The organism is Caballeronia sordidicola (genome assembly GCF_001544455.2).
In the GTDB taxonomy this organism is placed as follows: Bacteria; Pseudomonadota; Gammaproteobacteria; order Burkholderiales; family Burkholderiaceae; genus Caballeronia; species Caballeronia sordidicola.
In genome coordinates this window covers 62,613-81,971 of sequence record NZ_FCOC02000018.1, presented here as the reverse complement: position 1 = coordinate 81,971, position 19,359 = coordinate 62,613, and the positions used below count along the sequence as shown (strand labels likewise).

Below are 19,359 nucleotides of genomic sequence, written 5' to 3'. Positions count from 1 at the left end.
CGGCAAAGGTTGAACTCACGCATCGAAGCTCTCCAACAGGTTGTCGAGATCGTCCTGATCGATCGCGCTGCCGAAGTCCGACGGTGTGTACTGCGGCCCGGCTGCATCGCACTGCGCGACGAGCGCGTCGAGCTGGGCGGCAAAGGCATCGGCGAGCGCCTGCACGCGCGCCGGCGACAGCTGCGCGGGCGCAAAACGCCAGCTGATCGCCATCACGCCGCGCAGCACTTTCGCGTTGAGGTCGAGCATCCAAGGGAACGGTGCGTCAGAGGCGACAGGCCAGCCCGCATGCTCGTGGGCATGACGCCAGCGGCTCGCGGCGTCGAGACGCGCATCGAGCTGACCGAGATAGTTGAAGCTGATGCGCGGCGCGGGCAGCGCAGCCAGCGCGACACGCGAGGCGGCATTGCCGTGCGTAGCGAGCAGGCCCCAATGCAGGCCGTTGTGCGGCACCGCGCGGCGGCGCTCCTTCGCGCCGATCAGCGCGCGATGCGCGTCGCCGTGCGCGTTCAGCCAGAGCGGATAGCGCGTCGTGAACCAACCCACGGTGCGACTCAGATCGACAGCGTCATCGCCAAGCGCTTCGCGGCCGTGGCCCTCGAGCGACACCAGCGCACCGCGTGCGCCGCTCCAGTCGCGCAGCGCTTCGCCGAGCGCCGCCAGCAGGACTTCTTCGACGCTCGCGCGATAGGCCTTCGGCGCGGCGTCGAGCAGACGGCGCGTACGCGCCTCGTCGAGTTCGAGCGTGACGGCCTGCGTGTCGGCCATGCTGGGCACGCGAGTGTCACCAGCCCCGTTTTCGCTCAGCTTCGCGGACGGCAAACCGGCTTCGGCGTGGGCGAGCGCGTCGCGCCACCATTGCTCCTCGGCGCGTACTTCGACCTGTGCGGCATGCGCCTGGGCACGCTGCACCCACGCGCTCCAAGGCACGTTCGGCGGCAGCGTCGGCGTGCGGCCTGCAAGCGCCTGCTCATACGCCGACTGCAGCTCGTCGAGCATGACTCGCCACGACACACCGTCCACCGCGAGGTGATGAATCGTGATCAGCAAACGTCCTTCACCACGCAGCCGCACATAAGCGGCGCGCACGAGCGGCCCCACGCCGATATCGAGCGATGCCTGCACACGCTGGCCCATCTGCGCGAGCGCGTCACGCCAGTTGTCGAGCGCACGCCAGTCGTGCACTTCGAGCGCACACGGCGCGATCTCGCCGACCTGCTGACACCACATGCCGTCACGCTGGAAGAAACGCAGCCGCAGCGCGTCGTGCACGGCGACCAGCGCGTCGAGCGCAACGCGCAACGCCGTCTCGTCGAGTTCACCGCGCACCGCCAGCAGCGTCGACTGATTCCAGTGATGCTCGCCGTGCGGGAACTGCTCAAAGAACGCGTGCTGGATCGGCGTAAGACCGAGCACCTCGTGCGAAACCGCCAGCGCGATCTGTGGCGCAGCGGCCTCGGCGTGTGCCGCAAGTGCGGCTACCGTCGGATGGTCGAACACCTGGCGCGTGGCGATACGCAGCCCCACCTGGCGCGCGCGCGCCACGATCTGCAGGCTGAGGATCGAATCGCCGCCCGCCTCAAAAAAGTTGTCCGTCACGCCAAGCGTGTCGCGGCCAAGCACCGTGCGCCAGATCGCGAGCAACGTCGCTTCGACGTCGCCGCGCGCTTCCACGCGTGCGCCATCGAATTGCGGCGCGGGCAGCGCGGCGCGGTCGAGCTTCCCATTGGACGTCAACGGCAGCGCGTCGAGCGGCACCAGCGCGTGCGGAATCATGTGGGCAGGCAGACGCGCAGCGAGACGCTCGCGCAGCGCTGCGCCGTCGAACGTCGCACCCGGTACGGAGACGATCCACGCCACCAGTTGCGCGCGCTCGCCCTTGCCGCTCACCAGCGCGACGGCATCGCTGACGGTGGCATCGGCGAGCAGCGCGTGTCGGATTTCGCCCGGCTCGATGCGGAAACCGCGCAGCTTGACCTGCGCGTCGTCACGGCCCAGGTAGTCGAACGCGCCGTGCGCCGTCAGACGCGCGCGGTCACCCGAGCGATACAGACGCGCTCCCGGCGCACCGTGCGGATCGGGTACGAAGCGCGTCGCCGTAAGCGACGGGCGGCCGATGTAGCCGCGCGTCACGCCCGCACCGCCCACGCACAGCTCGCCCACCGCCGCGATCTCGCCACTGGCGTTGCGCAGCGCGAGACCGAGATCGTCGATCGGCGCGCCGATCGGGCTGTGGCCACGGAGATCCATGAGATCGGCGGCGTCGAGCCCATAGCGCGTCACGTGCACCGTGGTTTCGGTGATACCGTACATGTTCACGAGTTGCAGCCCCCGTGGCGCACGCAGCCGCTGCCAGCGCGCGAGCGCGGCAGGCTCCAGCTTTTCGCCGCCGAAGATCACGCAACGCAGGGTATCGAGCGGCGCGGTGTGCTGCTCGTCGGCAAGATCGTGCTGCATCAGCGCGCCGAACGCCGACGGCGTCTGGTTGAGCACACTCACGCGCTCGGTGCGCAGCAGCGTGTGGAACGCCGCCGCGTCGCGCGCAATCCAGTGCGGCACCACCACGAGGCGCGCGCCCGTGCACAACGCTCCGAATAGCTCCCATACCGAAAAGTCGAAGGCCGCCGAGTGGAACAAGGTCCAGACGTCATCTGTACGGAAAACGTTGGCTTCAGTCTCCTTCGACATCGCCGCATCGAGCAGCCGCGCGACGTTGGCGTGCGTCACGCCCACACCCTTCGGCTGGCCCGTCGAACCCGAGGTGTAGATGATGTAGGCAAGTTGCTCCGGATGAACCGGCGCGGATTTTGGTGCGGCTTGCGGCACGTTTTCCGCTGACGGGTTCGCCGTGCCAAGCGGCAACACCGTAACATCGAGTAGCAGCGGCGCATGACGCGCGGCGCTGTCGTCGTCGGCGAGGACGGTGGCGATGTTCGCATCGGCGAGCAGATAACGCAGGCGCTCACGCGGATAGTCGGGATCGAGCGGTACGTAGGCCGCACCCGCCTTCAGCACGCCTAGCACACCCGCCACCAGCGCCGCCGAACGGCGCGCGCACAGACCGACGCGCGTTTCCGCACCCACGCCTTGCGCGCGCAGACGCGCGGCCAGCGCGTCTGACCAGACATCGAGTTGCGCGTAAGTGAGGTGTTCGGTGACGGCGTCCGGGTCATCGGCGGATTGCGCCGCGCAGGTCAGCGCGCGGGCGTCCGGCGTGTTGTGCACGTGCGCGGCAAAGCGCTCGAGCACGCTCGTGAACGCGTGTGCGGCGCGCGGCGCGGCCCACGCGCTGGCGGCTTCGGGCACCGGCAGCGCGAAGCCGCGTAGCGGCCCCGCGCCGGACGACGCAACGATCTGCGCGAGCAGCGCCGCATAGCCATCGGCGAGCGCGTCGAGCATGGTGGCATCGATGCGCGCGGCGTCGGCGGTCCAGCCGAGTTCGAGCGTCTCGCCCGCGAGCGCCGTCAGCGTCAGCGGATAGTGACTGCGTTCGCTCGCCTGCACGGCGTCGATGCGCAAGGGCGCGTCGGCGGCGCGCAGCGAGTCGCTGACCGGGTAATTTTCGAACACGAGCACGCTGTCGAACAGCGCGTCGCCGCTGCGGCCCCACCATTGCTGCACGCGCGCCAGGGGCGTCGTTTCGTGCTCGCGCAACGCAGCGTTAGATGCCTGCAGGGCGCGCGCCCAGTCACCGAAATCTGTGTGCGGCGGCAGTTCGACGTCGAGCGGCAGCGTGTTGATGAATAGACCGACCGTGCGGCCGCTGCCTTCCGGCGCGGCCCCGCGTCCCGACACAGTGACACCGAACGCGGCGCGTACGCGGTCGGCCCGGCGCGCGAGCAGCAGCGCCCACGCAGCCTGCAGCAGTGTGTTAATAGTGACGCGCGCAGCGCGCGCGGTCTGTGCCAGTTGCGCCGTGAACGCGGCGTCGAGTACGCGTTGTTGGCGCAACGGCGCGTGCGCCGGTTGCAACGGCGGCGCGAGCGTTTCGAGCAGCAGCGCGCTTTCGCCCACATCGTCGGCGGGACGTTGCGCGCGCCACCAGGCTTCGTCGTCGGCGTGCTGCTGGAGCCACGCGACGTAATCGCGCCACGTCGGTGCCGCGCCCGACTGTGGGGGCCGTGCAAGGCCCGCGCGCATCGCCGCGTAATCGGCAAATACTTCCTCAAGAAGTTGCGCCGCACTCCAGCCGTCGGTCAGCAGGTGATGCGTGGTCCAGACCAGATCGTGTGCGCCGTCTGGACGCGCGAACAGCACGAGTCGCCACAGCGGCGCATGCGCGAGATCGAACGGCCGCGCTCGATCGGCGGCAAGCCAGGCGTCGAGGCGAGCGTCGTACGCTGCATTCGAACCGGACTCGCGCCAGTCGAACCGTTGCCAGTCGAGCGCGAGCGTGCGATGCACGACTTGCAGCGGCACGCCGCCGTGCGTCCACTCGAATGCCACGCGCAACGCGTCGTGACGCGCGAGCGCGGCGGCCCACGCGTCGCGCAACGCGCCGGTGTCCAGCGCGCCCGCGAGCGTGAGGCGCTTCTGGTTCACGTAGACGCCACTCGCCACGCCGTCGAGTGCGTGGAACAGCAGCCCTTGCTGCACGGGCGTAGCCGGATAGAGATCGGCGACATTCTGGAACGGCAGCGCTAGGCGCGCGAGCGTCGCGGCGTCCAGACCGGCACTCGCGGCCAGCGGGAAATCTTCGGGCGTGGCGCCCGGCGCGGCTTCGACACAGTGTGCGACGAGCGCGCGCAACTGTGTTTCGAAACGCGCCGCGAGCGCCTGCGCAGTATCGTCGTCGAGCAGGCCGCTCGCGTAGCGCCACTGCACCCGCAGCTCGCCCGCCACGACCATCGCGTTGAAATCGAGCGCGTAGTGCAGCGCGCAGTCGGGGTCGATGCAATCGTCGGCAAGTTCCGGGCGCAGCGCGAAGCCGCCCTCGCCCGCCGTATCGTCGAACTGACCGAGGTAGTTAAAGCTCACCTGCGGCGCCGCCAGCTCGCGCAGCGCGGCGTTGGATGCCTGCTGCACGCGCGCCCAGCCAGCGGCGTGCGCAAGCGCGGCGCGGGCGGCGCTTTTCACGGCGCGCAGCGTTGCGTCAGCCGCTCCATGCGTCTGCGATTCCGAGGCTTGCGCGTCAAGCCAGAGCGGATAACGCGTGGTGAACCAGCCAACCGTCTGCGCCACGTCAAGATCGTCGCGACGCACCTCGCGGCCGTGACTCTCCATCGACACAAGCACGCCGCCCCACCCGGAACAGGCGCGCGCGAGCGCCGCCAGCAGCACTTCGTCGACGCTTGTGCGTAATGCGTGCGCTGTGCGTTGCAGCAGTGCACGGGTACTGTCAGTGTCGAGCGTCGTGGTCAGCGTGCGAGCGTCGTGAGTACGCTGGCCATGCAGGGCTTCGGCGGGCCACAGCGCGCGTGCGTCGCGCAAGGCGCCATGCCAGAACGCCGCGTCTTCCTCGGCCGAAGCCGACGACGTCGGTGTGCGCGACGCTTCCACCCACGCGCTCCACGGCATCGACGGCGCGGCAGCCGCGAACGGTACTTCGCCGCGCACGAGCCGCGTGCAGGCCGCGCCGAGTTCGGCGATCAGCACGCGCCACGACACCGCATCGACGACCAGGTGATGCGCCGCCAACAGCAAGCGATCCGATCCGCTCACACCATCGCCGCGCAGCAGCACCGCGCCAAACAGCGGGCCGTGTGCCAAATCGAAGCTGCGTTGCAGGCGCGCAGCGGCTTCGCCGAAGTCGTGTTCGACGCATTCGAAACATGCCTTGCCAGTGCTTTGCACCTGTTGATGCCAGGCGTGCGCCTCATCGCTCGTAAAGATCAGACGCAGCGCATCGTGGCGCGCAACCAGCGCGTCGAGTGCGACGCGCAGCACATCAGCGTCGAGCGTCCTCGGCACGTCGAGCCACACCGCCTGATTCCAGTGCGCAGGCACGTGCGGGTGGCGCTCGAAGAAGCCGCGCTGCGCGCCCGTCAGCGCGAGCGGCGCACGGCGCTCGCTCCACTGGCGCGCCGCGCCCGCCTGCTCGCGCATCAGCGCGGCCAGGCGCGCAACGCTCGGCGCATCGAATACCTCGCGCGGCGTCACCGCATAACCGGCCTCGCGCAGGTGCGCGACGATCTGCAGCGTGAGAATCGAATCGCCGCCCGCTTCGAAAAAATCGTCGGTGACACCGAGATCGTCGCGCTGAAGTACCTTGCGCCATATGTCGAGCACAATGCGTTCACGCGCGTCGCGCGGCGCAACGCCGGCGCTCTGTGGCACGGGCGCGGCGGGCAGCGCGGCACGGTCGAGCTTGCCGTTGGGCATCAGCGGCAAAGCCGCAAGCCGGACGAACGCGGACGGCACCATATGCGCGGGCAGACGCCCGGCCAGCGCGGTGCGCAGCAATTCTTCCGCGTGCGTGTCGGCTTGCGCTGCGTCAGCGGGCACCCAGTACGCCACCAGCCGCTTTGCTCCCTGATCCTCGCGCGCGACCACCAGCGCATCACGCACGCCATCGCACGCGCGCAGCGCGGCCTCGATTTCGCCCGGCTCGATGCGGAAACCGCGCAGCTTGATCTGCTCGTCGAGACGGCCGAGGAAATACGCTTCGCCCTGCGCGCCCAGACGTCCGAGGTCACCGCTGCGATACAGGCGACTGCCCGGCACGCCGTGTGGATCGGGTACGAAGCGTTCAGCAGTCAGCGCGGGGCGGCCCAGATAGCCGCGCGCAAGCGTCGCACCACCGATGCACAGTTCGCCCTGACCGCCGTGCGGCAGCGATGCGCCATCGGCGTCGATCACGGCCAGCGTGCGGGAGGCGAACGGCGTGCCGATCGGCGCGACGGCGTGGGCCGCGTCGGCGGCTTCGGTCGTGCGGCGCAGGCAGGCCACCGTGGTTTCGGTCGGACCGTAGAGATTGTCGATGCGAATCGACGCCAGCGGCGAGCGTTGCCACGCCGCGAGCGCGTCGCCTGGCAGCGCCTCGCCGCCAACTGTGATCTGACGCAGCGCAGCGAAGCTGTGCGGCTGCGGCTCGCGCAACCATTGCTGCCAGAACGCCGTGGGAATGCGCGCGAAGCTCACGTGCTCGTCTTCCAGCGCCGCGTTGAGCGCGGCCAGATCCCATTGCGCCGGGCCGCGCATCAAGACGCGTGCGCCCTGCATCAGCGCGGGCAACATTTCGTGCAGTGCGACGTCGAAGTTGATGGTCGAAATCTGTAGCTGCGTGTCCTTGTCGTCGATCGAATAGGCCTGCGCGAAATCACGCAGATGGCGCGCGAGCGCCGCGTGCGAGACCGCCACACCCTTCGGCCGCCCGGTCGACCCCGAGGTGTAGATCACGTACGCAAGCTGTTCCGGATGCACGGCAGGCGCGAATGGCGCGGCGTCGTCGACGCAGGTATCCTCGATACGCAGCACGCGGCGGCCTTCGAGCAGCGCGCTCATCTGCGCGGCGCTCGTGGCATCGGCGAGAACGATTTCGATGCCTGCGTCGTCGAGCATAGTAGTCAGACGCGCCTGCGGATAGTCGGGATCGAGCGGCACGAACGCCGCGCCCGCCTTCAGGATGCCAAGCAGCGCGCACGGCAGCGCCACCGAACGCGACACCGCAAGGCCCACGCGCACGTCGGCGAGCGGTGCGCCGTGTTCGCGTAGCAGGCGGCGCGCGATCTGATTCGAGCGGCGCTCGAGCGCCGCGTAGTCGAGCGCCGCGCCTTCGCACTTGACAGCGACGGCGGTTGGGCGCGTCTGCGCCTGCGCAGCGATCGCTTTCCAGATCGGCTCGAAGCATGCGGCTTCGTGCGCGTCGAACGTCGCCGTCGCGCCTTCAGGCAAGTCTTGCAGCGCGCGCGACAGACGTAGGTTGGCGAGCGGCGTCGCGCCCGCATCGGCGAACTGTTCAAGCACTTCGAGGTAATGCGCGGCCAGACGCTCGATAGTCGCTTCGTCGAAAACATCGCACGCGTAGTCGAGATCGAGTTGCAGCGCGCCGCCGCTTTCGGTCACGTTGAGCGCGAGGTCGAATTGCGCGCCGCGCGTCAGGTTGTCGATTTCGCGCACATGCAGATGGCGCGAGCGTGCGAGGCGCGCGCGATCGATGCCTTCGTAGTTGAAGAGCGTCTGGAACAGCGCGGTATGCGAGCCGTCGCGCGCGCCGCCGTGGGCTGCCGCGAGACGCGCGAGCGGCACGTCCTGGCGCGCCAGCGCATCGAGCACGTTGGTGCGCGCGGCGTCGAGCCATTGCGCGCACGTGAGGCGGCCGGACAGCGCCACGCGCATCGGCAGCGTGTTGACGAAATAGCCGAGTGCGCCCCGGCTGGCTGGGTTCTCACGCCCGGCCACCGGCACGCCGATGCGGAACACGCGTTGACCGCTGTAGCGATGCAGCAATGCCGTCCACGCTGCGTAGAGAACCATGAACGGTGTTGCGCGCGCTGCGCCCGCGAGCGCGTAGAGACGCGTACGCAGGCCCGCCGGCACGCCGACCCTGATGCGTTCGCCTGTGGCCGCGCCGGCTGTGCGCAGCGCACCGCGCGGACGGTCGAACGGCAACGCAAGTTCGGCGGCGGGCGCGGCGAGTTGCGCGCGCCACCAGTTAAGATGGGCGTCGAGCGCGGCAGCGCGAGCTGGATCGCGTTCGGCGCATGCGTGCTGCGCATATTGCAGCGGCGGCGTGTCGAATGTAGCGCAAGACATGGAGCGACCGTCGATACGCGCATCGTAAGCCGCGCACCATTCGTCGAGCAGAATGGCGAGCGCATGCGCATCGGCGACGATGTGATGGACGTGCAGATGCACGACATGCTCTTCGTCGGCAACACGGCACAGCGTCACGCGCAGCAGCGTGTCGTGCGCAAGGTCGAACGGCTGTTCGGCCAGCTCGCCGAGGAAAGTGTAGAGGCGCGCGTCACGCATGCCTCCGTCGAAATGTGCAAAGTCCTCGCTGCGCCATTGAGCGCAACGCGTGGCGTCGACAATCTGGCGCGGCACGCCCTGCGCTTCCACGAATCGCGTGCGGAGGATCGCGTGACGGCGCACCACGTCGTCGAGCGCCGCCTCGAATGCCGTAGCGTCGAGCTTGCCCGCCATGCGCACGCTCGCCGAAATAGCGTTCGTCGTGTCGCGCGGCTCGAGCTTCCAGAGCAGATAGAGACTTTCCTGACCGAGACTGAGCGGCGCTTCGGCTTCGGCGTTCGCTTCAGACTGTGGTTCTGCTGACATTCGCGTGACACGCGGAATCGTGACGATATCGGCGAGTGCGGCAGTCTGGGCGGCAATCGTTGAATGCTCGAAGACGAAACGCAGCGGCAAGTCCATGCCAAAGCGCGCGTTCAATGCGGCCACGAGCTGGCCCGCAACGAGCGACTGGCCTCCGATCAGAAAGAAGTCGTCGTCGCGCGCGGCGCGCTCGAGCGCCGGCAGCGCGTGCCAGATCGCCGCGACCTGTGCTTCAAGCGAGTCGTCCGTGGCGCTCGGTTCCGCCTCTTCGACAACGTACGCTGCGCTTTGCACATAACGCTCAACCACCGCAAGCGTGCCATCCACGAAACCTTGTGCGCATGCGGCACGGCGCAGCTTGCCGCTCGACGTGCGCGGTAGCGCGCCCGCTTCCAGCAGCAGCACCGCGCCCACCGACTCGCCGAGAGTCGCAGCCACCGTCGCACGGATCGCGTCGATCACGGCTTGCGCCGCGCCGTCGCGCTGCGCCGAGCGCGCTAGTTCGGCGGCTACACCTACGGCTTCGTCGCCTTGCTCGTCACGCACGGCGAAGGCGGCGATGCGGCCATTGCGCAGGCCGTCCACTCCCGCCAGCACGCGTTCGATGTCCTGCGGATAGACGTTGCGCCCGCGCAGGATGATGAGGTCCTTCACGCGGCCCGTCACATGGAGCCGCCCTTTGGCGACAAAACCGAGATCGCCCGTGCGCAGCCAGCGCGTGCCATCGGCGTCCCGCACGAAAGTCGCAGCGCTTGCTTCGGGCTTGTTCCAGTAGCCTTGCGCGAGACTCGGTCCGGCGAGCCAGATTTCACCGATGTGGCCATCGGCAAGCGGCGTCCCATCGGACACGGTGTCGAGCGCCGCTGCCACGATGCGCCATTGGTGCTGCGGCGCGCTGCGGCCGCAATCGACGATGGTCGTTGCCGCCGCACTCTCGCACGCCAGTTCGCCTTCGCCACGCGCGAGCGCGGCCGTGTCGAAGCCCGGCGCGCGCGCTCCCTCGCCTGCGACCGCGCCGCTTGCCAGCAAGGTCGTTTCGGCGAGGCCATAGCACGGATACAGCGCGTTCGCGTCGAATCCCGCATGGGCAGTGCGCTGCGCGAAGGCGTCGAGCGTCGCCGCGCGGATCGGCTCAGCGCCGCAGAAGGCCACCCGCCAGCACGACAGATCCAGCTCGACGAGCGCCCTCAACTGCGACTCGCGCACACGTTCGGCGCAGAGTTGATACGCGAAGTTCGGTCCGCCGCTCACGGTCGCGCGATAACGCGAAATCGCTCGCAGCCAGCGCGCCGGATGCTCGAGGAAGTGCTGTGGATCGAGCAGCACGAGTTCGAAACCGAAATACAACGGCAGCATCATGCCGCCGATCAGCCCCATGTCGTGATACAGCGGCAACCAGCTCAACATCACGTCGCGCGCGGCGTCGATCGACATCGCCGCGTGAATCGCATGCTCGTTGGCGATGATATTCGCGTGGCTCACCATCACGCCCTTCGGTTCCGAGGTCGAACCCGAGGTGTATTGCAGGAAGGCCAGCGATTCGGGATCGGGTGCAGCGAGCGCGAGTGGCGCGGCGCGTTGCAGCGTCTCGGGCGCGAGCACCACACAATCGACGGCACCAACTCCATTAGTCGCGTTTTCAACCAGTTCCCGCCACGCGTCGTGTTGAGCCGCTGCTACCACCGCCACGCGCGGCGTGCAATCGGCATACATCGCGCGCAGACGGTCGAGATGCTGCGCGTTCTGCGTGTACGGCGCATAGGCGGGTACGGCCACCAGGCCGGCATAGAGACACGCGAAAAAACTCACGACGTAGTCGATGCCGCTCGGCAGCAGCAGCATGACACGTTCGCCGCGCTGCGCGTGTTCACTCAAGGCAGCGGCGGCACGCTGCACATGTTCGAGCAGTTGCGCGTAGCTCAGCGCGTGTTCCTGGCTGGCACCATCGACGAGAAAACGCACGGCGATCGCATGCGGGCGCGCACGCGCGTGGTCGACAAGACGCGAAACGATGTCGGCAGGCGCGGCGTCGACGCCCTGCGCGGCCTGCGCTTTGCGCGCGAGACGCGATTTGCGGCTCAGGAACGGACATACGTCGCCCGCGCGCGCATTGTTATCGCCGAGAAAATACTGCTTCCATTCGAGGTTGCCGGGATCGCCGTAGAAACCCAGATCGGGATGCGGCTCGACGTCGTCCCATTTGAGCAGGCGCTGACGCACCTGGTTGCGCGCTTCGCGACCGATCACCTTGTTCGTAATGGTGTCGACAAACACTGCACGCGGCTGGAACAGCAGGATCATGCCAGGGCCAAGGTTCCGGCTGTGGCGCGTCGCGAACGACGGCAGCGCGCACACCACGAACATTTCGATACCCGCAAACGAGAACTCCCATGCTTCGTCCGAGGGATCGGGATAGCCGTCGGCGGCAGAATTCGGATCGGCGTCGTGCAACTGTTGCAGGATGCGCCAGAAGTGGCGCTGATACTCCTCGTGACGCAGCGGCGTTTCGTCCGGCTCGAAGAATACTGCGATATTGTTCTTGCGATATTCGGGCAGCGCGGCCAGGCGCGCAAAGGTTTCCATCGACGCGACCATGTCGCCCAGCCCTTTACCCTCCACGAACGTATAGAACATTTCACCACGCCGCTCGGCGACGGTGCCGAAGAAGCACGGATAGGCCGGGTCCATCACCTGCGAGTGCAACGTCTGATACGACGCGTCGAGCCACGCGGGCAGCGCGATTTGCGTGCCGATGCGATCACCCTGAATCACGCGGCTGGTCCAGTCGGCGGCATTGCAGGCGCTCGCGCGCGCAGCGAGTTCGGCTTGAGCCGCGCGTTGTGCATCATCCTGCGCGCCGCTTTCGTGCGATGCGCCCTGCGTCTGATTCGATTCCATCATGTTCCCTTGCATTCGTCGATGAGGTGCGTCGGCGGACGCACCCGCCATGCGCACCGTTCGCGGCCGCGCGTTCATGCGGATTTCGTGGGGAGAATCGTCGCGCTTCGGATGAGCGTCTTGTCTGGACTGCCGGTACCCGCCGTGTGCAGCGGGCTGACCAGTTACTGCGTGATGCTTGATGTCTTGCTACACGTGCGCCGAAAAACCGTTACCCCGCGACAGACCTGTCCAGTTCGGCCATCAGCTCTTCGACCCACGGATCGGGAATGATCGGCTGGTGATAGGTGCATTCGCCCGACACGACAGTCGAGCCGTGCAGACGGCCGTCGGGAATCAACACCATGTCGCCTTCGTTCATTTTCAGTTGCATGCCAACATTGCCCCAAAACAACATCTCGCCCACTTCGATCGTCACGAGCCGATGATCGTTGTGGACGTGCGTCGTCGAACACATTTCGTGCGGCTCAACAAAGGTTTCGCGGTCGATGTCGGGATACTCGGCGTAGATACGCGTGCTGATACGGCGAGCGAATTCGCAGAAGCGCTCGATGTCGGAAAGCCAGCGCAACTGCTCACCGAGATCCCAGCGCGCGCGTTCGCACAGGCGTTCCGCGGCGGCGAAGCCTTGCATGCACTGCTCGCGCGCAGCCACACCGTAACGCGCTTCGATTTCGCGCAACGCGTCCGCGAAGCGGCGCGCCAGTTCACGTTGATGGTCCGCGCCCACATCGGGCACCACGCCGCCGCGCGTGAGATGCACGCACGCACGCGTAAGCGCCGCCAGGAACGCAAGCTGTTCGGCTTCCGCCGCGAAGGCCGCGCCGATCAAGCCGAACGCCCGATCAGGACGACGCGCAAGCGCGTACAGCAGATTGCATTTGGCGAGGCTCGTCGGCAGATAGAACTGCCAGTACGAGTGCTGCTCGCGTGTGATTTTCGCCGCTTCTGCGACGCATTCGAGCAGGTCTTCGCTCGCATGATCGAGTACGAGCGTCGGGTGCAGCGTAGTGGGCAGCACGTCGAAGTAGCCGCTCGCAGCGGCGCGAGCGAGCGCGTGACGTTTCGACGGCAGCAGCGCCCAGCGTTGCACAGCGATGAAGCGCAGGCCATCGGCGAGATAGTCATTACGAACCAGACGAGCGAAACTGTGTTCCCAGAACGCCAGTTCGTCGCCGATCAGTTGCGTCACACGTGCCGCGGCAGCATCGCCGTGCGTAGCGCTGTCCGCATCGCGACTCAGGTAGTCGAACGCGTAGCCTTCGAGAAACGGCGCGATTTGCGCGCCGAGCATACGCACTTCGTCCGCGTGATAGGTGTCAAAGTGACGGCGGCGGTCGTCCGAGTGCACATCGTCCGTCTGCAGCGGCGGACGCGCAATATCCAGCTCGTAAATCGACAGCAGCGTGCGGTTCGACGCGAGCGACGGCAGCCGGCTCACGTTGTGCGTACGTACCGGCTTGCGGAACTTTAGGAATTCGAAGTCCTCGGGACGCAGCGGCCGGCGATGGAACTGGCCATCGAGCACCAGTTCATCAACGACAGCACTGCGAAATGGCAACGCGGCAGCAAAGCGTTTGATAAGTGCAACATGCTCGTCGCTTTGGCCTTCGAACGGCGTGAAGTCGAAAAGCGTCGCGCTGGGCGTAGGAGTTGGTTGCGACATCATCGTGAATCCTTCTGAGGGCAAGGAGAATAACGGCTGAGGCTGCAAAGCCAGGATAGATCGATTCGGCTAACCGCCGGCGAAAAAGCGTGCGTCAAGCTGGTGGTCCGCTCATAGCGACCAGCACGCGGCGCGGACCCGTGAACGGCGCGCGTCCGTGCGACATCAGCAGGTTGTCGAGCATCAGCAGATCGGCGACGCGCCATTCGAATGCAAGCAGCGTCTCGCGATACACCGCGCGGATCTCGTCGAGCATCGCGTCAGGAATCGGACTGCCGTCACCGAACAGCGTCTGGCGTGGCAAGCGATCTTCATCGACGACATCGAGCAGCGCCTCGCGTACCGCCGCAGGCAGATTGGTGACGTGAAATAGGTGTGCCTGGTTGAACCAGATGGTTTCACCGGTCACTGGATGACGCAGTTCGGACTGACAGATTTGGCGCGTGCGCAGCGCTTCGCCGCCGTCGAGCCATTCCCAGCCGATGCCGTGCACCTCACAATAACGCTCGACTTCGGCACGATCGTCGGTGCCGAACACTTGCTGCCACGACAGATCGAGGCCGTTGCCATAGTTGCGCACGTACATCACGCCTTGTTCGGCGAACCGACGGCGCAGCGCTGGATCGAGCCGCGCATAGACGACGCGGCTGTCGGCGACCGGCGTCGCGCCACCCTGCTGTGCGGCGATATCGCAGTAAAACCAGATCGTCGAAGGCCAGTGCGTCGTGTACGACTGTTCATTATGCTGGTCGATCCATTGATCGGCCGGATATTCGGTCGAAGAATAGACGCGCTTTTCGATGCGAGTTCGCGGCGTCGATCCGAACTCATAGTCGAGCAACGGTTCGCCCAGACGCGCAGCAACTTGGCCGAAGCCATCCACGCCCGGCGCATCGAAGCCGCGCAGCAGCACGCCGCCCTGCACGTGACGCGCGCGGGCAAGCAACGCAGCGACTTCGGGCCAATGCGCATCGAGACTCGTATCCGCGGTGGCGGGCGGGCTCACACACATCACGCGTGTGCCGTTGTGCTCGATGATCTCCTGCGCGAGCGTGATCGATGCGGCGTTGCCGATGATAGCTGCGTTCATGTGACGAGACCTTGAGCAAGTGGATGGGACGCACACGACGCCAGCGCCGCACCGATGTGACGCAGCAGTGGCGTCACGTGCATATCGAGATAGAAGTGGCCGCCATCGAAAGCGTGCTGCGCGAACGGGCCGCGCGTGTAGTCCCGCCAGGCGGCAACGTCGGCGGTGCACGCGGTCGCGGCATCGCCGCGGCCTGTGAACACATCCAGAGGGCAGGCGAGCGGCACGCGCGGTGACCCTGCACGCAGATGCGCTATATAGACGCCACAAAGGTGGAAGTCGGCGCGCAGCACCGGCAGAACAAGATCGAGAAAGTCAGCGTCGTCGAGCAGTGCGGCGGGCGTACCGCCCAGTGCCGCGAGCTTCGCCGCCATCGTCTCGCGCGGACAGCCCAGCCAGTGCGACTCGACCGTGCGGCGCTCCGGCGCGACCGACGCCGAAGCGCCGAACCATAACGGCTCGCGACCGTCCCGAGCGCGTAGGGCGTGACATAGCTCAAAACCCGCCAGCGCACCCATGCTGTGGCCGAACACGGCAAAGGGCGCGTTGCGGTCAAGGCGAGCGGCAACTTCGTCGACCAGATCCTCGATCAGCGGTGTCCACGCGCGATGCGGCGGCTGCGTGCGGCGCAGACCGTGACCCGCGTAATCCGGCGCGAACACGCGTACGCCGCGCGGCAACGCAGCCTGCCACTGCCGGTACGACGCCGCAGCGCCGCCCGCATGAGCCAGGCAGATGAGTTCGACAGGCGGCGTCACGCTATCGACCGCGATGGCTTTCAACGACATCGCGTCAGGCCGCGTTGCCGCCCTGCGCGGACTCGACCTGCTCCATCGCCCGACGCAAGCTCAGCGGGCGCATATCGGTCCATACTTCGTCAATCCACGCGAGACAATCTGCTTTGTTGCCCGACCTGCCCGCTTCGCGCCAGCCGGCGGGAATCGCCTTGTAGTCCGGCCAGATCGAGTACTGCTCTTCGTGATTCACCACGACGTGGAAGTTCGTGTTTTCATCGCCCCAGCTCATGATAGCTCTCCTGTTGTGCGATTACGGATGGTTCGGGTGATATCGCAGACACTTGTGAAATAACGACGATTCGCGCGATGTGGGGTGATTCGATGAGACGACTTCGAATCGACGCCGAACACTCTCGGGAAACGCCAATAGAATGATAACGTAAACAATACTCATTCGTATTACTATTAAATCTAGTATTTGCTCGAAGTCGTGTCAACCTGTCAAGGCCAACTTTCGACATGACGCAAGCCTTCCGATCAGCGGAATGCCTTTTCCGACAACGGATTGAGCAAGTTGTAAAAAAAAATTATTCAAAGCGCTATAAGCGAATTTGAAACTACGACTCATAGGGAATTACTGGCTAGCGTCATGAATTTCGATTAGTACCCTCAGCGGCGCTATAAACGCGAAGACCATGCGATGCGCAATGCATCATTCGACGCACGCGTGACTTGTGACACCGCATTGGCGGTTCTTTTCGCACCAGATCGCGCGCACCACTAGCGATTTGATGCGAATCGGCTGGAAGCCACTCAAGCCGTCCTGACGATCGCCCCCTCCCCGCGCAGCCGTTTTTCATTCACCCGCTCAACGCTCGCTGTTCAGTTCAGTCACGCTCAAGGCCGGATCGGCGTCGATCTGCTCTCTCGTGTACGGTATCCTCACCCACGACTTCGTCGCGTAACGCTGCGTGTAATCTCCCGCATGTGGCGACGCGGGATCGTCCGAAAGCGATGTCGTAAGGAAGGTCCACGCCTGCGGCCCGTCAGCATCGAAACTAACCACCTGCATATAGCTGTTGCCGTTCGGATCGCCGTCGAGCGCAAGTCCATCGGGCGAATCCACATGCTCCTGCGAGCACGCCGCTGTGAAATAGCCCTGTGAGGTACAGCCGCCGAACATTGGTACGCGCACGCCCGCGCGCGTCGCGTAAAGCGCGGCTCCCCGTGGGCTGTCCGGCGCGAGATGTGCTCGATGCAGATCGTCCACGGCGGCGATCAGCGTCTCACGCGCGAAGGCGGCGTCCAACGTAAGGCCGCGCGGCGTGTTGAGCGGATCGGAGACGCTTGCCGGGACCGTATACGACCAGCCCGTTTTCGCGACCTGCAGATGCGACCAGAACGCGTCCCAGAGATTCGCGCCGCGAGCGTCGGCGTTGCCGGTGTCGTTCCAGTTACGCAATGCGTCACAGGCTGCGTCGAGCGTGGGCGTCTGCTGTGCGCGCTCGTCCGTGCAGGCGGCCTTCAGCACATCAGCCTTGAAGCGCTCCGCCGAAAGCGCGCGGCTGTCGAGCGTCATTGCACGCACGCTCGCGCTGTCCGCACCTTTGCCCACAAAGCCGTCACGACCCTCGATGCGCGCACGGATCATCTGCAAGCCGAGTTGCGCACGCAACGACAAGCCGTTCTGGCTGTCAAAGATCGCGTCGTAGCCAGCGAGCGGTGCAACGGGATTGGCCAGCTCGTAGCTGTTGTTCATATTGGCGACATAATCGCGGCGCACGAGGTTCGGCATGCGCACGCTCGGCAATGCACCCTGCTGCCTTGCTGCGGGCTCATCAGCCCAGTTGCAGGCGGCGCGCGAGCCGTCCAGCACCGGCACGCCGCGCGCTTTCGCCGCAAGCGCACGGGCGATTGGCTCTATCGTGCAATGTGCCGCGAGCGCGGCAGGCACGTCCGGGATCGCACCGATATCAGCGTACCAAGCGCGCGCATCGTTGCGCCCGACCGCGAGCGTGTTGACCCACGGCATCGACGCATCATCGCGCGTTATCCGCATGAAGCTCTCGAGCGAATCTGCGCGATCCCACCGCAGAAAGGTGTCGAAAGTGCGCGCGTTGTCCGCGTTGACGTCGCGGATCGCAAAAGCCGTCTGCGCATTCGCCGCCAACGCCGGTGAAAGGCCCGACAGATCGACCAGTGGCCCAAAACGCGTGCGGTACAGCGTGCGAGTGATCGTGCCGGTACTGCCGTCGGCGTTACGCGTTTCGACGCTGATGCGCTCGCCGCGCATCGGTTCGGGCTTGCCGTCAATCAGATACGTATCAGTGTGGCCTGGCGCGAGCGCGAGCCGGAACAGCCCGAAGCGCCGGGCCGACGACACCGTGAGACTCCACGCTACGTCGCGATTGAAGCCGATCATGACGACCGGCGCGCCCAGAAACGCCGCACCGCTCACATCGAGCTTGCCGGGAATCGTAAGCTGCACTTGGTAGAAGCGATCGGGACCGCGCCAGAACCAGTGAGGATTACCTAATAAAAGACCACTCGACGTGCCTGTGGCAGCGCTGCCAAATGCAATGGCATTGCTGCCGATTCCCGCCGCACCGCCTGCCTGTAGATACGGCACTTTGGCCTCAGACAGCGCGACGGATTCCTGCCGAGCAGACATTTGCGCCACCGTGGACGACGGCGGCTGCGCATTCGCGACCGCGTGCACGAAGCGCGCGTAACCGCCCGCATATATCGCCGCGAGCATGCGCCGATAGACGTCACGCGCGTCGATAGGCTTCAGCCACGGCGCGGCGCGGCAGGCCACGTGCGCGCCCGCATGGCCGCCGGCCTTCACTTCCTTCATGTAGCGGTCGTAACCGGCAGCATAGCCATGCGCGAGCGCCTGGATCGCGTGCGATTGCTGCGACTGAAAGCGATCGATCGCCGCATCGTCGATGAGAAAGCGGTGGTAGAAGTCGGCGTCCAGATTGACGGGACGACCGATAGTTGAATACATCGGCATGTGTTCGGCCGCGCCGAAGTAGCGCGAGCGTTCGCCGTGCCAGGTCACGAAGCCGTCTGCAAGCGTGCAGAGATCATCGGTCGCCTGCGCGTAGCCGTAGCCATAGCCAAGTCCGTCCCAATCGGCTGACTCGATATGAGGCACCCCGTAGGCCGTGCGCCGAATCGTGGCGTGTAGCGGCGTCGGCGCGGCTTCGTCAATCTGCGCGGCCTGCGCAACCGGCGCGTTTGTCGGCTTCATTCCGGGTGCACAGCCTGGCAAGGCCAGCGGACCAAGTATTGCCAAGGCGGCGACCGCTGTACGCACGCGATTTCGTTCTTGTTTCGGGTCCTGCACACCCATCCTTATATCTCCTGGATCAATATGCGTCGATCTCAAACGATCGGCCGTACTCGGACTTGGTGCGCAAGCAGTCGATTCCCCGCAACTTCGGTCTGAAATCGGATTGTCCGTAATGAGAATTACTCGTAAATTCATGAGAAAAATATGCCTGCGAGGTTCAATTGTCAAGGCGTTTTTAGAGATTTCCATTCGCATCTCTCCGAACAGTCCTTTCGTGCTCGATACCCTCCGTCTGCCGTATTCATCGGGGCATCACGATAAACAGACCTGCTTCAGCGGCCCTGCATCTCGTCTACGCCGCCAGCCCAGCACCCACTTGGTTGCTGAGGGTACAGTGCATTTGCAAATGAGAATCTCTTATACTCAGACACTATAGTCGGCGGTGCCTATGTAT

The 19,359-nt window shown here is 65.8% G+C and carries 6 protein-coding genes; all 6 read right to left on the bottom strand.

Going from position 1 to position 19,359, the window contains the following annotated elements:
* Window positions 1-15: 15 nt before the first annotated feature.
* The 6 genes from AWB64_RS23565 to AWB64_RS23540 all read right to left on the bottom strand — a co-directional run bounded on the left by AWB64_RS23565 (window position 16) and on the right by AWB64_RS23540 (window position 18,863).
* Window positions 16-12,117: a non-ribosomal peptide synthetase gene (locus AWB64_RS23565; protein ID WP_208603305.1), complete on the bottom strand. Its 12,102-nt coding sequence runs from the start codon at window positions 12,115-12,117 to the stop codon at window positions 16-18.
* Between the two features lie 208 nt (window positions 12,118-12,325).
* Window positions 12,326-13,783, bottom strand: coding sequence for a cupin domain-containing protein (locus AWB64_RS23560; protein WP_244164175.1), 1,458 nt, complete (start codon window positions 13,781-13,783; stop codon window positions 12,326-12,328).
* A gap of 91 nt (window positions 13,784-13,874) precedes the next feature.
* Window positions 13,875-14,870 carry a TauD/TfdA family dioxygenase gene (locus tag AWB64_RS23555; RefSeq protein ID WP_060857858.1) on the bottom strand — a complete coding sequence of 332 codons (996 nt, stop codon included), beginning with the start codon at window positions 14,868-14,870 and terminating at the stop codon, window positions 13,875-13,877.
* Window positions 14,867-15,658, bottom strand: coding sequence for a thioesterase II family protein (locus AWB64_RS23550; RefSeq protein WP_060857857.1), 792 nt, complete (start codon window positions 15,656-15,658; stop codon window positions 14,867-14,869). The genes AWB64_RS23555 and AWB64_RS23550 overlap by 4 nt, the downstream gene beginning before the upstream one ends.
* Window positions 15,659-15,662: 4 nt before the next feature.
* A complete protein-coding gene (locus AWB64_RS23545; RefSeq protein WP_060857856.1) occupies window positions 15,663-15,896 on the bottom strand; it encodes an MbtH family protein in 234 nt (77 codons plus the stop codon).
* Between the two features lie 579 nt (window positions 15,897-16,475).
* Window positions 16,476-18,863 (bottom strand): penicillin acylase family protein, encoded by a 2,388-nt coding sequence (locus tag AWB64_RS23540; protein ID WP_244164174.1) that lies wholly within the window; start codon window positions 18,861-18,863, stop codon window positions 16,476-16,478.
* Between the last annotated feature and the right edge of the window lie 496 nt (window positions 18,864-19,359).

What these genes read in the sequence shown, in the direction of transcription:
- AWB64_RS23565 (WP_208603305.1), bottom strand. Translation starts at nt 12,117, where the DNA reads ATGATGGAATCGAATCAGACGCAGGGCGCATCGCACGAAAGCGGCGCG.
- AWB64_RS23550 (WP_060857857.1), bottom strand. Translation starts at nt 15,658, where the DNA reads ATGTCGTTGAAAGCCATCGCGGTCGATAGCGTGACGCCGCCTGTCGAA.
- AWB64_RS23555 (WP_060857858.1), bottom strand. Translation starts at nt 14,870, where the DNA reads ATGAACGCAGCTATCATCGGCAACGCCGCATCGATCACGCTCGCGCAG.
- AWB64_RS23540 (WP_244164174.1), bottom strand. Translation starts at nt 18,863, where the DNA reads ATGAAGCCGACAAACGCGCCGGTTGCGCAGGCCGCGCAGATTGACGAA.
- AWB64_RS23545 (WP_060857856.1), bottom strand. Translation starts at nt 15,896, where the DNA reads ATGAGCTGGGGCGATGAAAACACGAACTTCCACGTCGTGGTGAATCAC.
- AWB64_RS23560 (WP_244164175.1), bottom strand. Translation starts at nt 13,783, where the DNA reads ATGATGTCGCAACCAACTCCTACGCCCAGCGCGACGCTTTTCGACTTC.